The sequence below is a fragment of the Cedecea neteri genome (assembly GCF_000757825.1).
GTDB lineage: Bacteria > Pseudomonadota > Gammaproteobacteria > Enterobacterales > Enterobacteriaceae > Cedecea > Cedecea selenatireducens.
In genome coordinates, this window is record NZ_CP009451.1 from 205,335 (window position 1) to 227,388 (window position 22,054).

16 protein-coding genes are annotated in these 22,054 nt (G+C 56.2%); 6 read left to right on the forward strand and 10 right to left on the reverse strand.

Annotated features, from left to right (window positions below):
* Positions 1–52: 52 nt before the first annotated feature.
* The 5 genes from JT31_RS00885 to JT31_RS00905 all read right to left on the reverse strand — a co-directional run bounded on the left by JT31_RS00885 (position 53) and on the right by JT31_RS00905 (position 8,586).
* Complete coding sequence (locus JT31_RS00885) at positions 53–1,444, reverse strand: PTS transporter subunit EIIC (RefSeq protein WP_038472249.1); 1,392 nt, start codon at positions 1,442–1,444, stop codon at positions 53–55.
* Positions 1,437–3,122, reverse strand: a complete 1,686-nt coding sequence (locus JT31_RS00890; RefSeq protein ID WP_038472251.1) for an alpha-glucosidase — start codon at positions 3,120–3,122, stop codon at positions 1,437–1,439. Before JT31_RS00890 ends, JT31_RS00885 begins: the two co-directional genes overlap by 8 nt.
* A 47-nt stretch (positions 3,123–3,169) precedes the next feature.
* Positions 3,170–4,171 (reverse strand): LacI family DNA-binding transcriptional regulator, encoded by a 1,002-nt coding sequence (locus JT31_RS00895; RefSeq protein ID WP_038472253.1) that lies wholly within the window; start codon positions 4,169–4,171, stop codon positions 3,170–3,172.
* Between the two features lie 153 nt (positions 4,172–4,324).
* Positions 4,325–7,396, reverse strand: a complete 3,072-nt coding sequence (locus JT31_RS00900; protein WP_038472255.1) for a beta-galactosidase — start codon at positions 7,394–7,396, stop codon at positions 4,325–4,327.
* 110 nt (positions 7,397–7,506) lie between these two features.
* Positions 7,507–8,586 (reverse strand): LacI family DNA-binding transcriptional regulator, encoded by a 1,080-nt coding sequence (locus JT31_RS00905; RefSeq protein ID WP_038472258.1) that lies wholly within the window; start codon positions 8,584–8,586, stop codon positions 7,507–7,509.
* Between the two features lie 191 nt (positions 8,587–8,777).
* Between JT31_RS00905 and JT31_RS00910 the strand changes: the two genes are divergently transcribed.
* Positions 8,778–9,590 carry an arylamine N-acetyltransferase family protein gene (locus tag JT31_RS00910; protein ID WP_038472261.1) on the forward strand — a complete coding sequence of 271 codons (813 nt, stop codon included), beginning with the start codon at positions 8,778–8,780 and terminating at the stop codon, positions 9,588–9,590.
* Positions 9,591–10,005: 415 nt separating this feature from the next.
* Here the strand turns inward: JT31_RS00910 and JT31_RS00915 are convergent, their stop codons facing one another.
* Positions 10,006–10,647, reverse strand: coding sequence for an HD domain-containing protein (locus JT31_RS00915; protein WP_038472263.1), 642 nt, complete (start codon positions 10,645–10,647; stop codon positions 10,006–10,008).
* A 113-nt stretch (positions 10,648–10,760) separates the two neighbouring features.
* On the opposite strand from JT31_RS00915, the gene JT31_RS00920 reads away from it, so the two are divergent.
* Positions 10,761–11,714 (forward strand): GlxA family transcriptional regulator, encoded by a 954-nt coding sequence (locus JT31_RS00920; protein WP_038472264.1) that lies wholly within the window; start codon positions 10,761–10,763, stop codon positions 11,712–11,714.
* Positions 11,715–11,717: 3 nt separating this feature from the next.
* On the opposite strand, the gene JT31_RS00925 is transcribed toward JT31_RS00920, so the two are convergent.
* Complete coding sequence (locus JT31_RS00925) at positions 11,718–13,760, reverse strand: choline transporter (protein WP_038472266.1); 2,043 nt, start codon at positions 13,758–13,760, stop codon at positions 11,718–11,720.
* 291 nt (positions 13,761–14,051) lie between these two features.
* Here JT31_RS00925 and betI point away from each other — a divergent pair, with 291 nt between their 5' ends.
* The 4 genes from betI (at position 14,052) to pptA (ending at position 18,173) form a co-directional block, all read left to right on the forward strand.
* The gene (betI, locus tag JT31_RS00930) at positions 14,052–14,645 is read left to right on the forward strand and encodes a transcriptional regulator BetI (protein WP_038472267.1); all 594 of its coding nucleotides are present in this window, start codon (positions 14,052–14,054) and stop codon (positions 14,643–14,645) included.
* A 17-nt stretch (positions 14,646–14,662) separates the two neighbouring features.
* Complete coding sequence (gene betB / locus JT31_RS00935) at positions 14,663–16,135, forward strand: betaine-aldehyde dehydrogenase (protein ID WP_038472269.1); 1,473 nt, start codon at positions 14,663–14,665, stop codon at positions 16,133–16,135.
* 19 nt (positions 16,136–16,154) lie between these two features.
* A complete protein-coding gene (gene betA, locus JT31_RS00940; protein WP_038472272.1) occupies positions 16,155–17,840 on the forward strand; it encodes a choline dehydrogenase in 1,686 nt (561 codons plus the stop codon).
* Between the two features lie 102 nt (positions 17,841–17,942).
* Positions 17,943–18,173, forward strand: a complete 231-nt coding sequence (gene pptA / locus JT31_RS00945; RefSeq protein ID WP_038472275.1) for a tautomerase PptA — start codon at positions 17,943–17,945, stop codon at positions 18,171–18,173.
* Positions 18,174–18,199: 26 nt separating this feature from the next.
* Here the strand turns inward: pptA and JT31_RS00950 are convergent, their stop codons facing one another.
* From JT31_RS00950 to JT31_RS00960, 3 genes are all read right to left on the reverse strand, one after another.
* Positions 18,200–18,694 (reverse strand): AAA family ATPase, encoded by a 495-nt coding sequence (locus JT31_RS00950; protein WP_038472277.1) that lies wholly within the window; start codon positions 18,692–18,694, stop codon positions 18,200–18,202.
* Between the two features lie 101 nt (positions 18,695–18,795).
* Positions 18,796–19,893 (reverse strand): ABC transporter substrate-binding protein, encoded by a 1,098-nt coding sequence (locus JT31_RS00955; protein WP_038472280.1) that lies wholly within the window; start codon positions 19,891–19,893, stop codon positions 18,796–18,798.
* Position 19,894: 1 nt separating this feature from the next.
* Positions 19,895–22,036 (reverse strand): TonB-dependent siderophore receptor, encoded by a 2,142-nt coding sequence (locus JT31_RS00960; RefSeq protein WP_038472281.1) that lies wholly within the window; start codon positions 22,034–22,036, stop codon positions 19,895–19,897.
* Positions 22,037–22,054 lie beyond the last annotated feature (18 nt).

Below are 22,054 nucleotides of genomic sequence, written 5' to 3' on the forward strand. Positions count from 1 at the left end.
TGTCCTTAATAAGGTGAAACATGCTTTTACAGTACAGGGTTTACTGTATTATTTATCTTTTTTTATTATCCACGTTGACCAACAACAGCGTGCAGATAAAGGCAAAGACTGCAACGGCCACGCCGACGGTGATATAGGTAATAAACTGATAGCGATCGTACAAATACATCAGCGGTGACAGCAGCACCGCCAGCCCATAGGCGTTGGCTTTAATTGACAGTAGGGAGAGCACCATGCCGCCCAGCGCCGAGCTGCACAGCATTACGGCAATCGCCCGCATACCGGACTGCATGACGATACCGAACAGCGCAGGTTCCGAAACGCCCAGCAGCTGGGTAACGGTTGCCGAGATCCCGGCGGTCTTAAACGCTACGGTTTTCGACTTCAGGGAAATAGCCAGGCACACGGCGGCATTGGCGAAACCGTACATCGCGCAGACGGTAATCAGCGGGTTGAAGCCGGTACCGGCGATCAGCGAGGTCTCAATCATAATGAACATATGATGCATCCCGGTCATCACCGCAATTGGATAAATAAAGCCGATCAGCAGGCCGCCGATACCGGCAGGCAGCGCGAGGAACTGCTGGATAGCCATCACCGCATAGTGCTCAAAGCCGTGAACCAGCGGGCCGAGCGCCAGCAGCGCAATCGCCACGGCGCAGAGGATCACCAGGAACGGGGTGAAGATCAGATCCATCGAGTCAGGCATAATCCGACGGAAAACCTTCTCCAGCTTCGCTCCGATAATGCCGGTGATAAGCGCGGTCAGGATCGATCCCTGATAGCCGACCAGTGGAATAAAATCGAAGAGATAGATCGGCTGCGCATTGCCGTAAGCCACCGAATAGGCGTTAGGCAGGGCGGGGGAAACCAGCATCAGCCCGATCAGAAAACCGATAATCGGCGTGCCGCCAAACTTCTTAAACGCCGACCAGCAGATAAACGCCGCCAGGAAAGCAAAGGCCGTATCGCACAGCACGGTCATCAGGGTGGTCACCGACGCCGGCAGGGCGAGGGTGCTGGCGCCAAACGTCGCCAGCACCGTATCGTTAAACAGCACGCCCTTCAGCCCAAGGAACAGGCCCGTTGCACCCAGCACCGGCACGATCGGCACAAACACATCCGAGAGGTGGCGAATTCCCGCCTGTAACGAGCTGCTGCCCTGGCGGCTCATTTCATCCTTGCTGACTTCGCTGATATTAAACGCCTGCATAAACTCGGCGTAAACTTTATTCACAATCCCGGTTCCGAGAATCACCTGATACTGCCCTGAGTTAAAAAATACGCCTTTCACTTCATCGACGTTTCTTATTTTCTCATCTTCTATCAGGCCGCGATCTTTTACCTGTAATCGCAGGCGGGTAGCACAGTGGGTGGCGGAAATAATATTTTCCCGGCCAATGATATTCACCAGTTCAACGGCAATGTTTTTATATTTATTCATGTTGGGTTGTTCCCTTGATAAGAATGCTTTGATAAGGCTCTAATGATGAACTGAGCTGCGGATAGTTATTAACGATAATATCGCCCTCCGGTATTTTATAATAAACCGTGTGGTTACTGAGGTTAGTGACAGAAGTAAAGTATTCACTCGCCGTGCGGCGTTGATAGCTGATGATTTCCGGCGAGGCGGTTTCCAGCGGGATAAAATCACCGTAGATCAATGTGTCAGGATAATCATTGTTGCGCAGGCGAATAAGGTGCTGGTAAAAGGCAAAGACTGAATGCGCATCCTGCTGCTGTGCGGCGGCGTTAATCAGCGCGTCCTCTGCCGACAGCGCCAGCCAGGGTTTCGCCCCCTGATTAAATCCGCTGTTCACCGTGTTGTCCCACGGGAACGGCGTGCGCGAGTTGTCACGCGAGCGGTGATTGACGAACGCCAGCGACTGCCGCGCGGAGAAGCCTTCCGCCAGCGCGCGATGATAGTTATCAATGCTGGAAATATCGTCGAATTCGCTGATATCGCTGCGGCAGAAGTTAGCCATGCCCAGTTCCTGCCCCTGATAGATGTACGGCGTGCCGCGCAGGAAGAAGTACATTGCCGCCAGGCACTTGGCACCAGTCGCATTCTGGTAATCGGGGTGAACCAGTTTCGACAGCGCTCGCGGCTGGTCGTGATTCTCGATAAAGCTGGTGCCCCAGCCGCACTGCGCAAAGGCGTTCTGGCTGTCGAACAGCGCCTCGCGGAACTCGGCCACCGTCCAGTCGCGGCGGCGGAACCACTCCGAGCCGTTTTCCACATCAATATCCGCCGCGTGGAAGTCAAAAATCATATCGAAGTAGCCGTTTTCGCCGATAAACTGGCCGTACTCCGCATAGGGAACGCCCGGCGCTTCGCCGACGGTGACGCAGGCATATTTATCAAAGGTGTTTTCCTTCAGCTCGTTCAGAAACACGTCAATGCCGGGGCGGTTGCGCGCCTTGCTTTTGATCGACCCCAGCCCGTCAACGCCGTCGACCGGCACGGAGGCGTAGTCGGCATCTTTCTTGATAAAGGTAATCGCATCCACGCGGAATCCGGCCACGCCTTTCTCCAGCCACCAGTTAATCATCCGGTAAATCGCCTCGCGCATCTGCGGATTTTCCCAGTTCAGGTCAGGCTGCTTTTTATGGAACACGTGCAGGTAATACGTCTCTTCCCCCGGCACTTTTTCCCACGCGCTGCCGCCGAAAATCGAGCGCCAGTTATTCGGCGGCAGGCCGTTGACCGCCGGGCGGAACAGATAATAATCGCGATAGGGGGAATCCGCATCGGCCAGCGCCTGCTGGAACCACTGATGCTCATCGCTGGTGTGATTCACCACCAGATCGATCATGATTTTAATCCCCAGCACTGCGGCTTTGTCGATCAGCGTATCCACATCGCGCATCTCGCCGAACTCCGGGTTCACCGCGTAGTAATCGGCGATGTCATAGCCGTTATCGGCCATCGGCGACAGATAAAACGGCGAAATCCACAACATAGTCACGCCCAGCGACTGCAGGTAGGGCAGCTTTTCGATAATCCCCGGCAGATCGCCAATCCCGTCGTTATTACTGTCCTTAAAGCTCCTTGGATAGATTTGGTAAATCACGGATTCTTTCCACCAGGCGTTATCCTGGCCTGCTTGCTGCTTTAACATGTCCACCTCCATGATGTGGTATCGATACCACATTGTGATAAAAAAATTTACGCCGACTTTCTAAGCACCAGTTCCGCTTTCAGATCGTCACTGTTGTAGCGGTAGGGTTTACCGGCGATAAGGGCAATCAAATATTCCACCGAGAACTGACCCAGCTTGTCCACAGGCTGGTTCACCGTGGTAATCGGCACGCTGACCATTTCGGAAACCGGCAGGTTATCGAAGCCGACGACCGCGATATCCTGCGGCACCCGAATGTCATGGTTGGTCAGCCAGGTGACCAGGCCGCAGGCCACATCGTCACTGCCGGTAAACACCACGTCGGGCCGTGCGGAAGGAAGCCGCGCCGCCAGCTGTTCCGCCAGGCGGATACCGTCTTTGTAGGTGTGCAGCCTGCGAAAAATCAGCGCGTTATCAATGGTTCTGCCCACGGCTGTCATCGCCTTCTGGAAGCCCCGGTTACGGCGCTCGCCGTGGCCTTTTTGCAGGAAATCACCGCCGGTGCAGTAGGCGATTTTCTGATAACCCTGTTCCAGCAGATAGCCAATCGCGTTAAACGTTGCCTCTTCATCATCCACCCGTACCACCGGCAGCTCAGCGCCGTCCACGCTGGTGTTGCACAGCAGGATAGGGCCGTGCTGCTGATATTTTTCCAGCACCGCTTTATCGCTCTCAACCGAGCAGAGGATCAGGCCATCAATAATCTTTTTCTTCAGCAGGTCGAGGCAGTTGGCTTCTTCCCCCACGCTGTCGTGGTTCTGCACGATCAGCACCGAATAGCCGTTTTTACGCGCCGTGACTTCCAGCGCATCCACCAGATTGGCGAAGAAGGGGTTGGTGATCCGCGACACCAGAATGCCGATGCGGTGCGACTTCACCCCGCGCATTTGCTGTGCGGCGGTGCTTGGCTCATAGTCCAGCGCCTTCATCGCCGCGTGGATACGTGCTTTTTTATCTTCAGAGATGTAAGGGTGGTTGTTCAGAAAGCGCGAAACGGTCGATACCGACAGTCCGGCGTGTTCTGCCACATCTTTAATGGTTGCAGTCATAATGTATGAAATCGATATCAGAATGGCGCTACGCTATTTCTCTCCAGAAAAATTGTCAATCACAGTCTTTCAGAGTTTGATCGTAATCACATGAAATCCGTCGAGAATTCCAGATGGCGGGGAGGCCGCCTGGGTAACAGACGGCCTTTACCATTACCTTTTCTTCCAGCTCACGGCGTAGTGATAATGCGACCCGGAGAGTAAAAACTCCGGCGAGACGCTCGGGCTCCACGAGTCATCACCGCCCACGCCCATGTGATAGCCGTCGATATTCAGCCAGCTTCCAGCTTCTGCTTTCAATAAGTGCCGATGAGTAGCTTCCCGGAGCTGTTTCTGGCCGTAGCGGCTGATATTGAAGTGAAACTTGCCGCGCCACTGATTACTACCGTACTCAAGCCGAGAAGTGTCACAGCGCAGCCCGTTTTCACTCGGAAAAACGTAAGGCGTGTACATGTCGGCCAGCGCCAGCGTCCATCGGTCAAACAATGCAGAGCTTTTGCGGTCGGGGTAGTTTTCATGCGGCCCGCGCCCAAACCAACTGACCTCTGGCTCCAGATCCGCAAGCTGGCAGCTGAGGCCAATACGCGCCGGAGCCGGTGCGCCGGACGCAATCTCCACGTCTACCGTAATATTCAGCTCACCCTCGCTGTCGATCAGGTAATTTTTACGGCTGATAAACAGCGTATTGCCATTGCCTTGCCAGCCGTGGACGGTGCGAACCAGCACGGCGTTGCTCAATGCGTCGGCGTCAAAACTAAGCAATACGGGCGTCAGGTTGTACATGCCCGCGGCCTTCCAGCGTTCCACCCAGGCATCAGGGTCGATGTGCGCGGCTTCGCTGATGCCGATGTCATTGTCCAGCGGCGCGCGGGTGAAATTATCCTGCAGGGGCGTGAGAAGCGTTGGATTCTGATGGTTAAACCACTGGCAGAGCAGACCGCTTCTACGCTCAAAACGCCAGTGCTGTTCGCCGTGGAACACGTCAACGTGTCTGTCGTCCGCCTGCAGCAAAGGCGCTGAGCCGGAATGGCTGAGACCCGGCAACCTTAAATTCGACGCCAGCGGCCATTGTGCCCGAGCGGAGCTATGCCCGGCTTCACTCCATGACGTCGAGGCCGTCTGTAGCACTTCAACATGCAGCCAGACCTGGCCCGCGCTGATTACCTCCGGCAGCTCAAGCGGAAACACTCGGGTTTCTTCCGGCGCAAGGTGCAGCGAGAGTTCACCGCTGACCAGCACTTCGCCTTCGCTTTTTAACGCCCACACCAACCGTTCGTTATCGCTATGGCGGAACAGATATTCGCTGGTGACCTCCAGCCGGTTTTCGGGCAGCAGGCGGAACTGGAAGAACTGCTGGGCCTGCTTAGCTTCGAATAAGGCGGGATGCGGCGTGCGGTCTGCAAAGACCAGGCCGTTCATGCAGAACTGACGGTCGTTAGGCTTATCGCCAAAATCGCCACCGTACGCGGACCACGGCTGGCCATTTTCATCATATTTTACCAGCGACTGGTCGACCCAGTCCCAGACAAAACCGCCCTGCAGGCGAGGGTGTTGGCGAAACACCGCCCAATACTTGCTGAAGCCGCCGAAGCTGTTGCCCATCGCGTGGGCATATTCGCACAGAATCAGCGGCCGGTGCTCTTCAGGCAGCCCAATCCATTTCTTAATCGACCACTTTGGCACCTGCGGGAAGGGCTGATCCTGATCGACCCGGGCGTACATCGGGCAAATAATATCGGTGGCCGCCGTATCCGCGCCGCCGCCTTCGTACTGCACTGGTCGGGTGGGATCGTTGGATTTTATCCAGCGGTATAGGGCATCGTGATTGCTGCCGTGCCCGGACTCGTTGCCCAAAGACCAGATGATAATGGACGGATGATTGCGATCGCGCTGCACCATGCGGGTGACTCGCTCGGTCATCGCCGGAAGCCAGAGTGGGTCGTCGCTCAGGCGATTCATCGGCACCATGCCGTGGGTTTCAATATTGGCTTCATCCACGACATAAAGGCCGTAAAAATCACACAGCCGATACCACAGCGGGTGGTTTGGATAGTGCGAGCAGCGCACGGCATTAAAATTGTTCTGCTTCATCAACAGAATGTCGCGCCGCATTGTCTCTTCATCCATCACCTGGCCGTTTACCGGGTGATGTTCATGGCGGTTTGTGCCGCGCAGCAGCAGCGGTTTGCCGTTGAGCTTCAGCAGCCCGCCGGTAATTTCCACTTTGCGGAAGCCAACGTCATAGCCTTCAGCCTCGACAACATGTTCACCCTGGAGCAAAACAGCCACGACACGATAGAGATGGGGGGCTTCGGCGCTCCACAGCAGCGGCCGTTCAACCGGCAGGCGCAGGGTAGTGCGGTCGTGCCAGGCCCCACGTTCGTCAATGATTTGGCTGCCGACAGGCTGCTGCTTTTCTTGCAACAACGTTTCGCCATGCCAGAGCTGAATCAACACTTCACAGGCGCTAACGTTCTTACCTTCCAGTACTACCAGGGCCTGTAGCTCGCCGCGTGAAAAATCTTCGTTAAGCCCGGTCCGTAATTGCACGTCTGCGAGGCGCGTATCCGGCTTATGCAGCAGCGTAACATCCCGGAAAATACCGCTCATCCGCCACATATCCTGATCTTCCAGATACGTGCCGTCACTCCAGCGCAGGACCATCACCGCAATGCGGTTGCTTCCCGCTTTCAGCGCCGCGCTCAGGTCGAATTCTGAGGGCAGGCGGCTGTCCTGGGCGTAGCCCATCCAGAGGCCGTTGCACCACAGATGAAAAGCAGAGTTTACGCCATCAAAGATAATGCGCGTTTGCCCGCTCTCCAGCCAGGCGTCATCAATATCAAATGTGAGCGAGTAACAACCGGTTGGGTTCTCTGCTGGTACAAAAGGCGGGTTGACCGGAATTGGGTAGGTGATGTTGGTATAAATGGGCGCATCGTACCCCAGCATTTGCCAGTTCGACGGCACGGGAATGGCGTCTGCATCGGGGAGATCGTCGCTGAGCCAGCTTTCAGGCACCGCTTCCGGGCGAAGGAAATAGCTAAACGCCCAATCGCCGTTAAGGGAGTGCCGCGACGGTGAGCGCTTATCATCTCTGGCATCTTCCAGCGAACGCCAGCTAGAAAACGGTGGATGAGCCGCCAGGGTGTTTAGCTGAGTTACGGCCGGAGTTTCCCAGTCGCGGCGGGCCAGAGTGGCCTGGAGTGAAGATGACGTGTTGGTCATAATGATGCGCCCGTGAGATAATTGTTATTCGCTCACAATTTAGCGTCAGTTGTTCAGGAGTAAAGCCATCTCACCGTATTCGGTGATGAGCTTCACAAACAATTCAGGCTTTATTTCAGGCGAGAAATCTGGTGCGCGAGGCGTGAAAGCTCGTCGGCCAGCTGCGTCGCCGTGGGCTGCATCAGGCTACCTGGTGCGGCGGTCGTCTTACGCTCCACAAGGCTTACCGGCTGCAGCGCCGTGAATGTATCTTCATGCTGAATGAGCGCCAGGATGCCGTTTACGCTCGCTTCACCGAGCTGCCTGAAATCCTGCCGGATGGTGGTCAGCGGGGGAAGAAAACAGGCGCTGTCTGCGGTGTCATCAAAGCCAATAACGGAAACATCCTGCGGCACCGCAAACCCGGCTTCGTGAATGGCTCGGAGCGCGCCCAGCGCCATCTGATCGTTAGCCACAAGGATCGCCGTCGGCTTCTGCTCATCGCGTAAAAGCTGGCTAACCTGCTGGTAGCCAGAAAGGGAACTCCAGTCCCCCCGCATAAACGCCACAGGTGCAAGCTGATGCTGCGCCAGAGAGCGCTGCCAGCCTTCAAGCCGCAGCCGGGCGGAGACTGAATTTTCGGGGCCGGCAAGCAAGGCAATATGGCGATGACCCAGCGTGACCAGATGTGCCACAGCAATGTCAGCGCCTGACGCGGAGTCGGTAACGATATGGTTAGCCGAAACGTCCGGTGAAACGTCCAGGAACAGAACAGGAACGCTGCCGCAGGCAGTCTGCACGGCTTCTACTTCAGCCGTTTCCAGCGGGATGTTCACAATCAGGCCGTCAACGCGCTGGGCAAGTAAACTCTGCACGGCGGCGCTGGCCGCAGCTGCACCGGGCTGCTCAACCATCGAAATCATCACATTGAACTGCAGCTCGCCGGCTTTGGATTTTATCGCCGCCGCGATCTGAGAAGGGGCATGCAGGGAAAGGGTGGTGGTCGCCAGGCCAAGCGTCTGGCTGAGTTTCCCCGCCAGCTGCTGCGCCACGCGGTTCGGCACGTAGTTCAGCGCTTTCATCGCGTCTTCTACTTTTTGCCGGGTCTTCTCTGAAACGTGTGAAGCCTGATTGATCACGCGTGAGACCGTCTGGTACGAGACGCCAGCCGACTCGGCAACATCGTACAGTGTCACAGATTTCGCTTTCATTGCAGGCTTCCTTCTCGCAGACGCTGATAGGGCGGCTATTCTACACATAACGCGAAAGCCGGGAGAAACTTATGTACAAACTGTATGGCGTGCCGGGCAGAAACGGCATGCTCTAAAGCACTAACGATCATCTGTCTTGCGGTCTGCGGATTTATAGTGACGCCATTCATTATCAGCATGGAATCGGAAAAATGGCATTAGATCTGGCGCTTTATTTCGACCGTATCAACTACCAGGAGGCGCGTACTGCGACGTTAGAAACCCTGCGTGGGCTGCACCTGGCGCACACCTGCGCTATTCCGTTTGAAAACCTGGATGTTCTGCTTCGCAGAACGATCCATATCGACGACGACAGCGTTTTTGAAAAGCTGGTGGTGGCCGGGCGCGGCGGCTGGTGTTTTGAGCAAAACGGCCTGTTCCGTAACGTGCTCGCTGAGCTGGGGTTTGAGGTGGAAAACTTAGCGGCCCGCGTGCTGCTGGCCAACCCGCCGCAGATGCCCGCCAGAACGCATCGGCTCACGAAAGTGACTATCGACGGCCAGGCCTGGGTAGCCGACGTCGGCTTCGGCGGTAAAACGTTACCCGAGCCGGTTCGTCTTGTGGAAGGCGAAATGCAGCCGACGACGCATGGCGTTTATAGTTTCGAACGGGTTGAGCACGACTGGCTGCTGAAATTCCATGCCGCCGACAAGGCGATTAACCTCTATCGCTTTAGCCTCGAACCGCAGTACGACTCTGATTACGAAGCCGGGAACCACTACGTTTCGACCTGGCCTGAATCCCACTTCCGTTATTGCCTGGCGCTGAGCCTTTACCATGCGGACGGCACTAAAAATACGCTTTCAAGCGTAGGGGAAAATGCCCCGGTGTTTACCCGAGCGCAAGAGGTCTATGACCTTCTGCAGAAAAACTTCAATTTACGTTTCGACCACCCGAACCACGGCATCAGCCTTGATGATTTTTCAGCGATGCTGGTGCGTATTGGCGTGATAAAACCGGCCTGATTTTTCCCCATCACCGCCGCAGCTCGTGCCAGCGAGAGGCGGCGATCCGCAGCGATCGTAAATATTCCGCGAAAAATACAAAATTAAATATTAACCGTGAGCCCCCGGGGGGTGGATATATCTTGTTTTCGGCCGGACGCAAGGGCAAAAAGTGGAATAATATGAGGAATATTCAAAAACTGACGTTTCTTTGAAAATTTCCTTTATCAATTTGAGCCTTTTTCTTTTAGCATAGCGGCGGTCCTAATCAGTGCGGCAAGCGGTTAACACACGTTATGAAAAACATCTTTCTGGCAATCGTACTTTCTCTTATGGTCATTGGCGCTTTTGCTCACGATCCACAGCCGGGTACCGGGCTTGATACCATCGCCGCCGTACAGGGCAGGTGACAGTTAAGTCACCCGCCTGAGGTTGCTTAACCAGCCCAGCGGGAAGCACGAATAATGCTGCAGAAGTTCAGCGGTTCGAACCCAGGTTCTTTATCCTGAATGACATCGGCCTTCACGTTGCCAAACGTGGTGGCCGGTTTGTTATTAATCCCGTCGTAAAATGCCTGAATAATCTCTTCTTTAAATGCCGCCGGGCGAGGGTGCTGCTTCACCACCTGCTCGCGCTGTTCGTCGCTGAATTTATCGTAATCAATCCCCAGCACATCCATTTCTACGCCTGCCGTCACCAGCGCAATTTCCGGGGCCATAAATTCCGGGATTCCCGGCGTGGTATGCAGCGCAATCGCCGTCCACACTTTGTCGATATCGGCCTGATTGACGCCGTACTGGCGCATAAAATCCTGCGCGGCAAACGCGCCGTCCACTTCAAAGCGCTTGTCGCAGCTGCAGTGTTCGTGGGTCAGCCCCATGTCGTGGAACATGCAGCCGATGTACAGCAGCTCGTGGTCAACCTTCAGTTCACGGCGTTGCCCGGCCAGCGCGGCCCAGTAATAAACCCGGCTGGAGTGGTGGAACAGCAAATCTGATTCGGTATCACGTACCAGCTGCGTGGCTTCACGGGCCATTTTGCTGTCCGGAATGGCAATGCCGTTAATTTTTAAGCTCATCTCTTTCTCCTCACGTTGGGGTTGGAGTAGCATAGGCCGCAGTTGAGATGTCTTAAATGATCGCATTGCGACGATTTAAGACTTATGCCGTACTTCGCGACGTGGAGAAAAGAATGGCGCATCAAATCCTGATCCTGGCGGTGCCCGGCGTACAGCTGCTGGATGTATCAGGTCCGCTGGACGTATTTGCCGAGGCAAATCGCGTGCTGCATCGCGAGGTTTACCAATCCCGCATTATTGCGCTGGAAGCAGCGACAGTTGTGGCTTCTTCCGGCGTCAAAATGCTGGCTGATGATGTGCTTGAAACGGCGGTTAGCGGCCGGGAAACTACATTTTTGGTCGCCGGTGCGCCGGATGCGGCAGACAGAACGCTTAGCGATAAACAGCGCCAGATAATGACCGGACTTTGCGAGCAGAGCCGCCGTTTTGGCTCCGTCTGCACCGGCGCGCTTTTGCTGGCGCAAACAGGATTGTTAAGCGGCAAGAAGGTGACCACCCACTGGTCGGCTTCATCGCTTTTAGCGGCCCGCTATCCAGACACCGATGTTACCGCCGATGCGCTGTACGTCATGGACGGTCCGCTACGCACGGCAGCGGGCGTGACCTCTGGGTTAGACCTTGCCCTGCGGCTGGTGGAGGAGGATCTTGGCCGGGAAGTGGCGCAGGAGGTTGCCGCCAGGCTGGTGATGTTCTTTAAGCGGCCAGTGAACCAAAACCACTTTATCCGCGAGCAAAAAACTTCGCTCAGCGGGCGCAGCGCGCTGCAGGATCTCCAGCGCTGGACAATCGCCAACATAGCGGAGGTGACCACCGTACGGCAAATGGCGGCGCATATACACCTCAGCGTGCGGCATCTAACGCGCCTGTTTCATCACGAACTGCAGGTCACGCCGGGAGACTGGCTGGAAGCGGAGAAGGTGGCGAAGGCAAGACAGTTGCTGGAGTCCGGCAAGCTGCCGGTGAAGGCGATCCCCGCCGCCAGCGGGTTTTCTGGGGTAGATACGCTGCGGCGGGCTTTTGTGCGCCGGATGGGCATCACGCCCGCCGCGTATAAGAGGATTTGTTAGACGCTACACGTTCGGGAACGTAATGCTGTTGCCCGGCGCTTCACGGTGCAGATGGATAAAGTTCAGGTGGCGTTCGTACTGGTCGAGAATGTCGATGATCACCTGTTCTTTGCTGTAATCCATCAGGTCATTGCCCTGGCTGCCCTCCAGCAGGAAGGTTTCCAGCCGGTAATAGGTTGATTTACCGCTGCGGGCGCGGTAGGTAAAGCCCGGCACCGAGTATTTCTGCGGCCAGATCTGGTAGACGAAGTTTTGCTCGTCGCCCATATGTACCCGCAGCTCCAGGTGCCCCAGTTTTTCATCCGGCAGCGGCGGCTCGACGGAAAGCTCGACCTTCGCACCACGCAGCTCCAGCTCCTGAGAAACCTCTTCCATTGCCGGGTAGCAAACGGTGTCCATCATCTTCTGGGTATAGCGCGTGCCGGGGTAGTTCATCAGCCGGGACAGGCGTTTTTTCCAGCCGAGGCGGTCCTGCGCGGTCATCATGTACGGCGCGGTGTCGCGGCTGGCGCTGACGCGGCGGTAATCCTCTATCTTCAGGGATTTATACAATCCGGCCATCACGAAGAAGATCACGAAGCTGAACGGCAGCCCCATAATCACCGTCATGTTCTGCAGCGCGGAAATACCGTTGGTCATCAGCATCCCCATGGTCAGCAGGCCAATAGCAATGGACCAGAAAATGCGCAGCCAGTTGGGCGCATCGCTGTTGATATCCTTCAGCTTAGAGGTGAAGTTCCCCAGCACCAGCGCGCCGGAGTCCGCCGAAGTGACGTAGAACAGCAGCCCGGTAATCGTCGCTACGGATGCGCTAAAGGTAAAGCCGGGATACTGCGCCAGCAGGCTGTAGAAGCCGCGTTCCGGGTGGGCCATCGCTTCCTGAGCAAAGGTGCCGTCGCCGTGAATAATTTCGTAGAGCGCGCTGTTGCCGAACACTGAAAGCCACAGCAGGGTAAAGGTGAAAGGAATAATCAGCGTGCCGAGCACAAACTCACGAATGGTGCGGCCACGGGAGATTCGGGCGAGGAACAGGCCGACAAACGGCGACCACGCCACCCACCAGGCCCAGAAGAACAGGGTCCAGTTGTTCATCCATTCCACCGGGCGGTCAAACGCAAAGCTGTTTAATGTCATGCCCATAAAGCGGTTGATGTAATCGCCCACGTTCAGCACCAGCGCGTTGAGCAGGAATTCGGTGTTGCCCATAAACAGCACGAACAGGATTAACCCCAGCGCTAACGCCACGTTCAGCTCGGAAAGGATTCGAATGCCTTTATCGACGCCGGAGGTCACCGAAATAGTGGCGATAACCACCGACAGCACGATCAATGCCGCTTTGGCACCCAGGCTATCCGGGATATCAAACAGCACGTTCAGCCCGTAGTTCAGCTGCACAACGCCAATCCCAAGCGTAGTGGCGATACCGAAAATCGTACCAATCACCGCCGCGATATCCACCGTGTGGCCGATCGGGCCGTTAATTTTCTTGCCGAAAATGGGGTACAGCGCCGAGCGAATCGTCAGCGGCAGGTTATAGCGATAGCTGAAGTAGCCCAGCGCGATGCCCATCAGCGCATACATCGACCAGCCGGTTAGCCCGTAGTGGAACAGCGTCCAGACCATCGCCTGGCGCGCGGCCTCGATGGTTTGCCCGGCACCTTCCGGCGGCTGCATATACTGCGTCACCGGCTCGGCAACGGAAAAGAACATCAGGTCGATGCCTATCCCGGCGGCAAACAGCATAGCCGCCCAGCTCAGTACGCTAAATTCGGGCTTGGATTGTTCCGGCCCGAGCTTGATGGAGCCGAAACGGGAGCAGGCGATAAACACCACAAAAACGATATAGAGCGTGGCGGCGAGCAGGTAATACCAGCCGAAACGGGAAGAGACCCAGTTCAGGGTGTGGCTAATCAGATTTGCGGAGAAATCGCTGTAGAAAATGGTCATCAGGGAAAAGCACAAAATCAGCCCGGCGGACGTGTAGAACACCACCGGGTTGATTTTGTCTTTTTCGCTGGTTTCAGGGGCAGTAACGGGCTTCGTCATCGATTACCTCAGGTTAAGTAACGGTGACTACTCAGATGAGCAGTTAAGTTTTTCTTGTAAGTTGAAGAGAGGGGGATTTTTAACAAATCCGCAATCAATGTTGGGTTTCTATAAAACATAAAACGTTATCATGTTGATTTTTAGCATGTTAATTCCTGTTTTTTGTTTTTGAAATGCGAATAATTCGCGTCTTCCTTACCTTTGCATAACAATTAATACACATTTTATATTGAACGTTCAATCAATAAAAGCTTAAATAGATAACAAGAATTGATGAATGGAGCGGGGGCCATGCCCAAAAAAGGTATGCAGCCGATACGGCGGCGGCAGCTGATTGACGCCACCCTAAGCGCAATAAATGAAGTGGGTATGCATGATGCGACGGTGGCGCAAATCGCCCGCCGGGCCGGGGTATCAACCGGTATCATCAGCCACTACTTCCAGGACAAAAACGGCCTGCTGGAAGCCACCATGCGTGATGTGACGACCCAGCTTCGCGATGCGGTCGTCGGCAGACTTAAGGCATTGCCAGGCGCTTCTGCTGAACGGCGGCTGTGCGCCATCGTTGACGGAAATTTTGACGAGACGCAGACCCACAGTGCGGCGATGAAAGCCTGGCTGGCATTTTGGGCCAGCAGCATGCACCAGCCGATGCTATATCGCTTACAGCAGGTCAGCAGCCGTCGCCTGCTTTCCACGCTCACCGCCGAGTTCAGACGCGAGCTGCCGAAGCAGGAAGCCAGGCTGGCGGGCTACGGCCTCGCTGCGCTGATAGACGGCCTTTGGCTGCGCGCGGCCTTAAGCGGCAAACCATTTAACCGCAAAGCGGCGAGCGTGCTGACCACGCAATTCATTAATCAGCATCTTGCTGCAGCGAAAACCTAATTTAGCGAGGAGAGAATATGTCCCGATTTGGTGAACAACAGCTTTATATCGACGGAGGTTACGTTGCCGCGCAAAGCGGTAAAACCTTCGACACCATTAACCCGGCCAATGGCGAAGTGCTGGCGGTAGTTCAGGCCGCAGGCCGGGAAGACGTCGAGCGCGCCGTTGCTGCCGCGAAGAAAGGGCAGAAGATTTGGGCGGCGAAAACGCCCGTTGAGCGTGCACGCATTTTGCGCCGCGCGGTCGACATTCTGCGCGAGCGTAACGATGAGCTGGCCGAGCTGGAAACGCTCGATACCGGCAAAGCTTTCAGCGAAACCTCCAGCGTGGACATCGTTACCGGTGCAGACGTGCTCGAGTATTACGCTGGGTTGACGACGACGCTGGAAGGCCAGCAGATCCCGCTGCGGGACAGCTCGTTTGTTTACACCCGCCGGGAGCCTTTGGGCGTGGTGGCCGGCATTGGCGCGTGGAATTACCCGATTCAGATTGCGCTTTGGAAGTCCGCCCCCGCGCTGGCGGCAGGTAACGCGATGATCTTCAAACCGAGCGAAGTGACGCCGCTTACCACGCTTAAGCTGGCAGAGATCTACACCGAAGCGGGCGTGCCGGCCGGCGTCTTTAACGTTCTGCCGGGGCTTGGCGCGGAAACTGGCCAACTGCTGACGGAACATCCTGGCATCGCCAAAGTTTCCTTCACCGGCGGCGTAGTCAGCGGTAAGAAGGTGATGGCGAACGCGGCGGGCTCAACGCTGAAGCAGGTCACGATGGAACTGGGCGGCAAGTCTCCGCTGGTTATTTTCGACGACGCGGACCTCAACCGGGCGGCGGACATCGCGATGATGGCCAACTTCTACAGCTCCGGGCAGGTCTGCACCAACGGCACCCGCGTGTTTATTCCCGCCGCGCTGAAAGCCGAATTTGAGCAGAAAATTATTGAACGCGTCGGCTGTGTTCGCGCCGGTGACGTCATGGACCCGCAAACTAACTTTGGCCCGCTGGTCAGCTTCCCGCACCGTGAAAACGTCCTGCGTTACATCGAGTCCGGTCGTGAAGAGGGCGCCACGCTGCTATGCGGCGGCGACAAACTGCGCGGCGGAGATTTTGATAACGGCGCCTGGGTTGCCCCCACCGTCTTCACCGACTGCCGCGATGAAATGAAAATCGTCCGCGAAGAGATCTTCGGACCGGTGATGTCGATCCTCAGCTATGAAACAGAAGAAGAAGTGATTCGCCGCGCCAACGACACGGATTACGGCCTGGCGGCTGGCGTGGTCACCAACGACCTCACTCGGGCGCACCGCGTTATCCATCAGCTTGAAGCCGGGATTTGCTGGATCAACACCTGGGGCGAGTCGGCGGCAGAAATGCCTGTTGGCGGCTACAAGCATTCCGGCATCGGGCGTGAAAACGGCCTGATGACCCTGCAAAGCTACACGCAAGTTAAGTCAATCCAACTGGAGATGGGCACCTGGCAGTCAATCTTTTAATCCCATCTGAGGAGGATGAATGGAATTTGATTACATCATTATTGGAGCGGGTTCCGCAGGTAATGTTTTAGCTGCACGTTTAACGGAAGATCCCGACACCACCGTCCTGCTGCTTGAGGCCGGCGGCCCGGATTACCGCTTTGATTTTCGCACTCAAATGCCTGCGGCGCTGGCATTTCCGCTGCAGGGTAAGCGCTATAACTGGGCGTATGAAACCGAGCCGGAGCCGTTTATGAATAACCGCCGCATGGAGTGCGGGCGCGGCAAAGGGCTGGGCGGCTCATCCCTGATTAACGGCATGTGCTACATCCGTGGCAACGCGATGGATCTCGACAACTGGGCGTCGATGCCGGGGCTGGAGAACTGGAGCTATCTGGACTGCCTGCCGTACTACCGTAAAGCGGAAACCCGCGATATCGGGCCGAACGATTACCACGGCGGCGAAGGCCCTGTGTCCGTCACCACGCCTAAGCAGGGTAACAATCCGCTGTTTCACGCGATGATCGAGGCGGGCGTCGAGGCGGGCTATCCGCGTACCGACGATCTGAACGGTTACCAGCAGGAAGGCTTCGGGCCGATGGACCGCACCGTGACGCCAAAAGGCCGCCGCGCCAGCACCGCCCGTGGCTATCTCGATGAGGCAAAGAAGCGTGAAAACCTGACCATCGTGACGCATGCCACCACCGACCGCATCATCTTTGATAATTTGCGCGCGGTTGGCGTGGAATATCTGGTGAACGACAGCCCCGTGCATTCCGTGGCGAAAGCACGTAAAGAAGTTCTGCTGAGCGCAGGCGCGATTGCTTCGCCGCAGATCCTGCAGCGTTCCGGGGTAGGTGATGCCGAATTCCTGGCAAGCCTGGAAATCCCAGTGGTTCACGACTTACCGGGCGTAGGCGAGAACCTTCAGGATCACCTGGAAATGTACCTGCAGTACGAATGCAAAGAGCCGGTGTCGCTTTACCCGGCGCTGCAATGGTACAACCAGCCCAAAATCGGCGCGGAGTGGCTGTTTAACGGCACCGGCGTTGGCGCGAGTAACCAGTTTGAAGCGGGCGGGTTTATCCGCAGCCGCGAAGAGTTCAGCTGGCCGAACATTCAGTACCACTTCCTGCCGGTGGCGATTAACTACAACGGCTCGAACGCGGTGAAAGAGCACGGCTTCCAGTGCCACGTGGGGTCTATGCGTTCCCCAAGCCGGGGCCGCGTGAAGCTGAAATCGCGCGATCCGCACGAGCACCCAGGCATTCTGTTCAACTACATGTCTCACGAACAGGACTGGCAGGAGTTCCGCGACGCCATTCGTATTACCCGCGAGATCATGCAGCAGCCTGCGCTGGATAAATACCGTGGGCGCGAAATCAGTCCGGGTCTTGACTGTCAGACGGACGAACAGCTGGATGAGTTTGTGCGTAACCATGCGGAAACCGCGTTCCACCCGTGCGGCAGCTGTAAAATGGGCCACGACGAAATGGCCGTGGTGGACGAGCAGGGCCGGGTTCACGGCCTGCAGGGGCTGCGTGTGGTCGATGCTTCCATCATGCCGCAAATCATCACCGGCAACCTGAACGCCACCACCATTATGATTGGCGAAAAAATTGCCGATGCTATTCGCGGCAAGGCCGCGCTGCCGCGCAGCACCGCCAGCTATTACAAAGCGGAACAGGCACCGGTGAGAAAAGAGCCGGTTCGCAAAATTCAGTAACCATTAAAGGCCAGTAAAACTGGCCTTTCTTTTGCCCGCCGCTTGCCCGATCCCCTTGTGAAGCAGTAAAACTACTGTTCAACAACAAAAAGGAGAATCACCGTGCCGCATATCGAAATCAAATGTTTCCCACGTGACCTTACCGAAGAGCAAAAGCAGGCCGTTGCCAGCGAAATGTGTGACGTGCTGAAAAAGCACTTCGGCTCGAAGGACGAATCGCTGTCCGTGGCGCTAAAGATGATTGAACAGTCGCGCTGGAAAGAAGAAGTCTGGGACACCCAGATCGCGCCCGAGATGGACGCGCTGCTTAAGAAGCCGGGCTACAGTCTGTAAGTGAGATAAAAGGTGACAATGTCACCTTATGCATAGCGGATTATCGTAAAACCTTCGCTTTCATCCGGCGCAACGAAGTAGCGGGTAATCAAATCAAACTGCGCGTCCGTAGCGGCAAAATCGTGAGTTCCGCTGCTGTTGCGGGCGCGCAATCTCTCCCGACAAACGTCATCAGGCACGTCCAGATAGTGCAGGCGGTTATCCACCCCAGCCTGGTCAATCAGCGTTTTCATCCACTGCCGGTTTGCCAGCGTATTGGCTGGGAAATCGAGCACCACCGACAGCCCGCTCCTCAACAGGGAAACGAGATGCGGCGTCAGCGCGTTTTTCAGCTTGCCGGAGCACGCCACGTAGTCCGCCACGCTCTGCATCTGCTCGCCATAAAGCGCGGCAAGCCAGCTGTCTTCACTGACCAGAATGGTGCTGGGCGCTGCCATAAGCTTTGCGCTTAGCGTGGATTTACCGGCGGCGATTTTGCCGCAAAGCAGGTGAAGAGTGGGTTTATCGGGGAAAGTCGACATCAATACCTCAGGGTCAGAAACATGTCTGCACTAATCTCTACCTGCGGGGCGACAGATACAACTGGTAAAAATGGCGGGCCAGGCGTTGACCCGCCCAGGCTTTACTTCAGCTTCGTCCAGTAAGTTCCCGCTTCCTTCACCGTCAGGAACTGCTGGTTCATTTCATCCAGCGTTTGCTGCGGATCCATATCCTCAAACAGCTGAGGGTGGAAGGTTTTGGCAAAGAACTCAACGTCCAGCAGGTGCCACGGCGAGAGATAAAAATTGTGCCATATCGCCAGCGCTTTACCGCTGTGAACCGCGTTCAGGTTGGAAACCACTTTCTGCTGCCCAAGAACTTGCGCGAAACTTTGCTGAGCCTGAGCCGCCGAAACCTCGGAGCCAAGCTGTAGCCTGCCTTTTTGATCCGGCCCGGCGCTGCCGGTCGCAATGTAAATATCCGGGTTAACCGTCAGCAGCGCCTCTGGGGAAATTTTGCCGTAAACGCCGGGGAAGCGGCTCGCGGCAATATTATCCCCTCCAGCAAAGGCCAGCAGATCGGCAAGATTTCCACGCCCGACGGTGGTACAGCAGTCGCTTTTATCACCCAAATGCAGCTGCAGCATTACCGTGGGCTTAACGGGTTTGGCGTCAGCTAAGCGTTGGGCAATCTTCTCCATATGCTGCCGATAAAAGGCGATAAACTTCTCCGTTTTCGGCTGGTCGTTGAGCGCTTCGCCAAGAATACGCAGGCTCGGGACGGTGTTATTCAGCTGATCGACGCGGAAATCGACATAGATAACCGGGATATGCGCCTGCGTTAGCTGGTTTAGAAAGCTGTCATGATTGCTCTCTTTTTTGGCGTAGATCGGCAAAATCACCAGGTCCGGGTGCAGGGCGATAACTTTCTCGACGCTTATCTGCGAGAAGTTGTTGTTGCCGATAATCGGGATATTGGCGATCTCCGGGAAGGCCGCGGTGTAGCGGTTCCAGGTCTGCGGGTCCAGACGCTGTAGATCCGCAGGCCAGCCGACTACGCGCTTCGCCGGGTTACCGTCTTCTACCAGCGCAAGGGTGTAGATCATCCGGCTTTCGCCAACGACAAGGCGCCGCGGGTTATCCGGCACCTCAACCTTACGCTGCAGGATATCGGTAATCGTTTTGGCCTGACTGCCGGCGCTGAGCGCCAGCAGGGCCGCCAGTAACAGCGACTTTCTCATCTCAGAAATCCACGCTGGCGGAGAGGTAAACGGTGCGAGGCTCGCCTTCGATAACGCGCAGGTTACCGGCGCTGGACTCATAGTACTCGCGGTCAAACAGGTTTTTGACGTTCAGCTTCAGCTCGGTGTTTTTGCCAACCAGCTTGCTGTCCCAGGCAATGAACGCATCCGCCACGGTGTAAGCCGGCATGGTGAAGCTGTTTTCCGGGTCACCCGCACGGCTGCCAACATAGCGTCCGCCGCCGCCCAGGCGTAATTCACCCGGCAGCCAGGAGAAACGCAGGGTATGGCTGAGGTAGAGGCCGCCCATGGTCGTCGGGGCGTTCACCAGACGGTTGCCGACGTTTACCGGGTTAATATCGTCTTCGACGATCTCGGTTTTGTCGTAGCTGTAGTTCGCCGTCAGGTTCCAGTCCTCGGCAATTTCGCCGTTGAGCTCTAATTCTGCGCCGGTAGAGCGCGCTTTCGGGATGTTGCGCGTAACGCCATTGATAAACACCGACATGTCTTTTTCATCAATGCGGTAGAGCGCCAGGCTGCTGGTAAGGCGTGGTGACATTTGCCATTTCGCGCCCACTTCCCAGGTGGTGCCTTTTTCGGTGGAGGCGACGTTGCCGTTATCGTCGGTCTGTGTCGAGGGCGTAAATGATTTGCTGTAGCTGCCGTACAGCGAAACGTCCGGAATGATTTTGTACACCAGGCCCATCTGCGGCAGAAAGGCATCGCCTCTGTCTTCAAGCGTGGTTTGCGGCTTTACCCAGCCCGAGCTGGAAGTTTGAGTGTAGCGCTGCAGGCGGCCACCCAGCACGGCTATCCACTGGTCGGTCAGATGAATGCTGTCTTTCGCAAACACGGAGCGGCTGTAGAGATTAGTGCGCAGGTTACTGTTGGCGTCGCTGTAGGTGCTGCTGTTGGTTACCGGCGCTTCGCCGTACACCGGGTTATTCATATTGAAGGTTTTTGACACCTTCCCACGGTACGAATACTTTTTGTAGGTTTCGTTTTGCTCGTAGTCCGCGCCCAGCGTGATGTCGTGGGTCATCCCCAGCAGTTCCGGACTGCCGTTAATATCCCATGACGCGTAATCGGTCTGATGGTTAAAGCCGCGGTTGGCGTCCGCGCGGCGGGAGACGATACCGCTGTTTGGATCGACCGCCGTGGCGCGCACTTCGTTGCTGTCGTAGCGGCGCTGCATCCAGGCGTAGTTCAGATTGGTTTCCCAGGTGTCATCCAGCTTGTACGAGTAATTGGTCGTCAGGCGTTTGTTCTTGCCCCAGGCGTGGTTGGCGTAATCGTCGATGCGGCGATCGTAAGGGATGTTCAGCGGTTTACCGTTGATAAACGCCGTGCCGCGGTCATAAGGAATGTCGAACTTATATTCCACGTAGCTGATGTTGAAGGAGGCTTTATCGCCATACCAGCTCAGGGACGGGGCAATCAACGTGTGTTCATCGGTGCCGAAGTTGCGCCAGTAGTCTTCGTGCTGGCGTTCAGCCACCAGGCGGAAGGCGAAACCGTTGCCGAGCGGGCCGGTCACGTCGACCATGCCGGAACCGCCGCCGTTACTGCTGCTTGTGCCGCTGACGTGGGTGTTCCAGGTGTACTGTGGTTTCTTGCTGACGAGGTTAATTACGCCGCCGGGGTTCAGGATGCCGTAGAGCAGGGAGGCCGAGCCTTTCAACACTTCAACATGATCGATGCTGGAGTCCATCGCCAGGCCCTGGTTGCTGCGCACGCCGTCGATAAACACCGAGCCGTCGCTGTTCGAACCAAACCCGCGTTTGACAAAGCCGTCCTCGATGCCGCCGAGGGTATTACTCTGCGCGACGCCGCTGACGAACTTCATCGCGTCGTTGACCGAAGTGACCGCGTAATCGTCAATCACCTGAGGTGTGACAACGCTAACGGACTGCGGAATTTCGCTGCGCGGCGTTTTGCTGCGCGAGGCGATGGCAGAGTCATCCTGGGTATAGCTGGTTGACGAGCCGTCCGGGTTAGCGTTGGCCACGACCGTCAGCGTGTCTTCTTTGGGCTTATCGGCCGCAAAAGCCGGGGCCCCCACGATGAAGGTTGAAATGATTAATAATTTTGAATTAAGAAGCGCCTGGCGAACGAAAGTAGAACCAAATGAAATGCGAGTCATGTTGTTTATTGTCTGTGC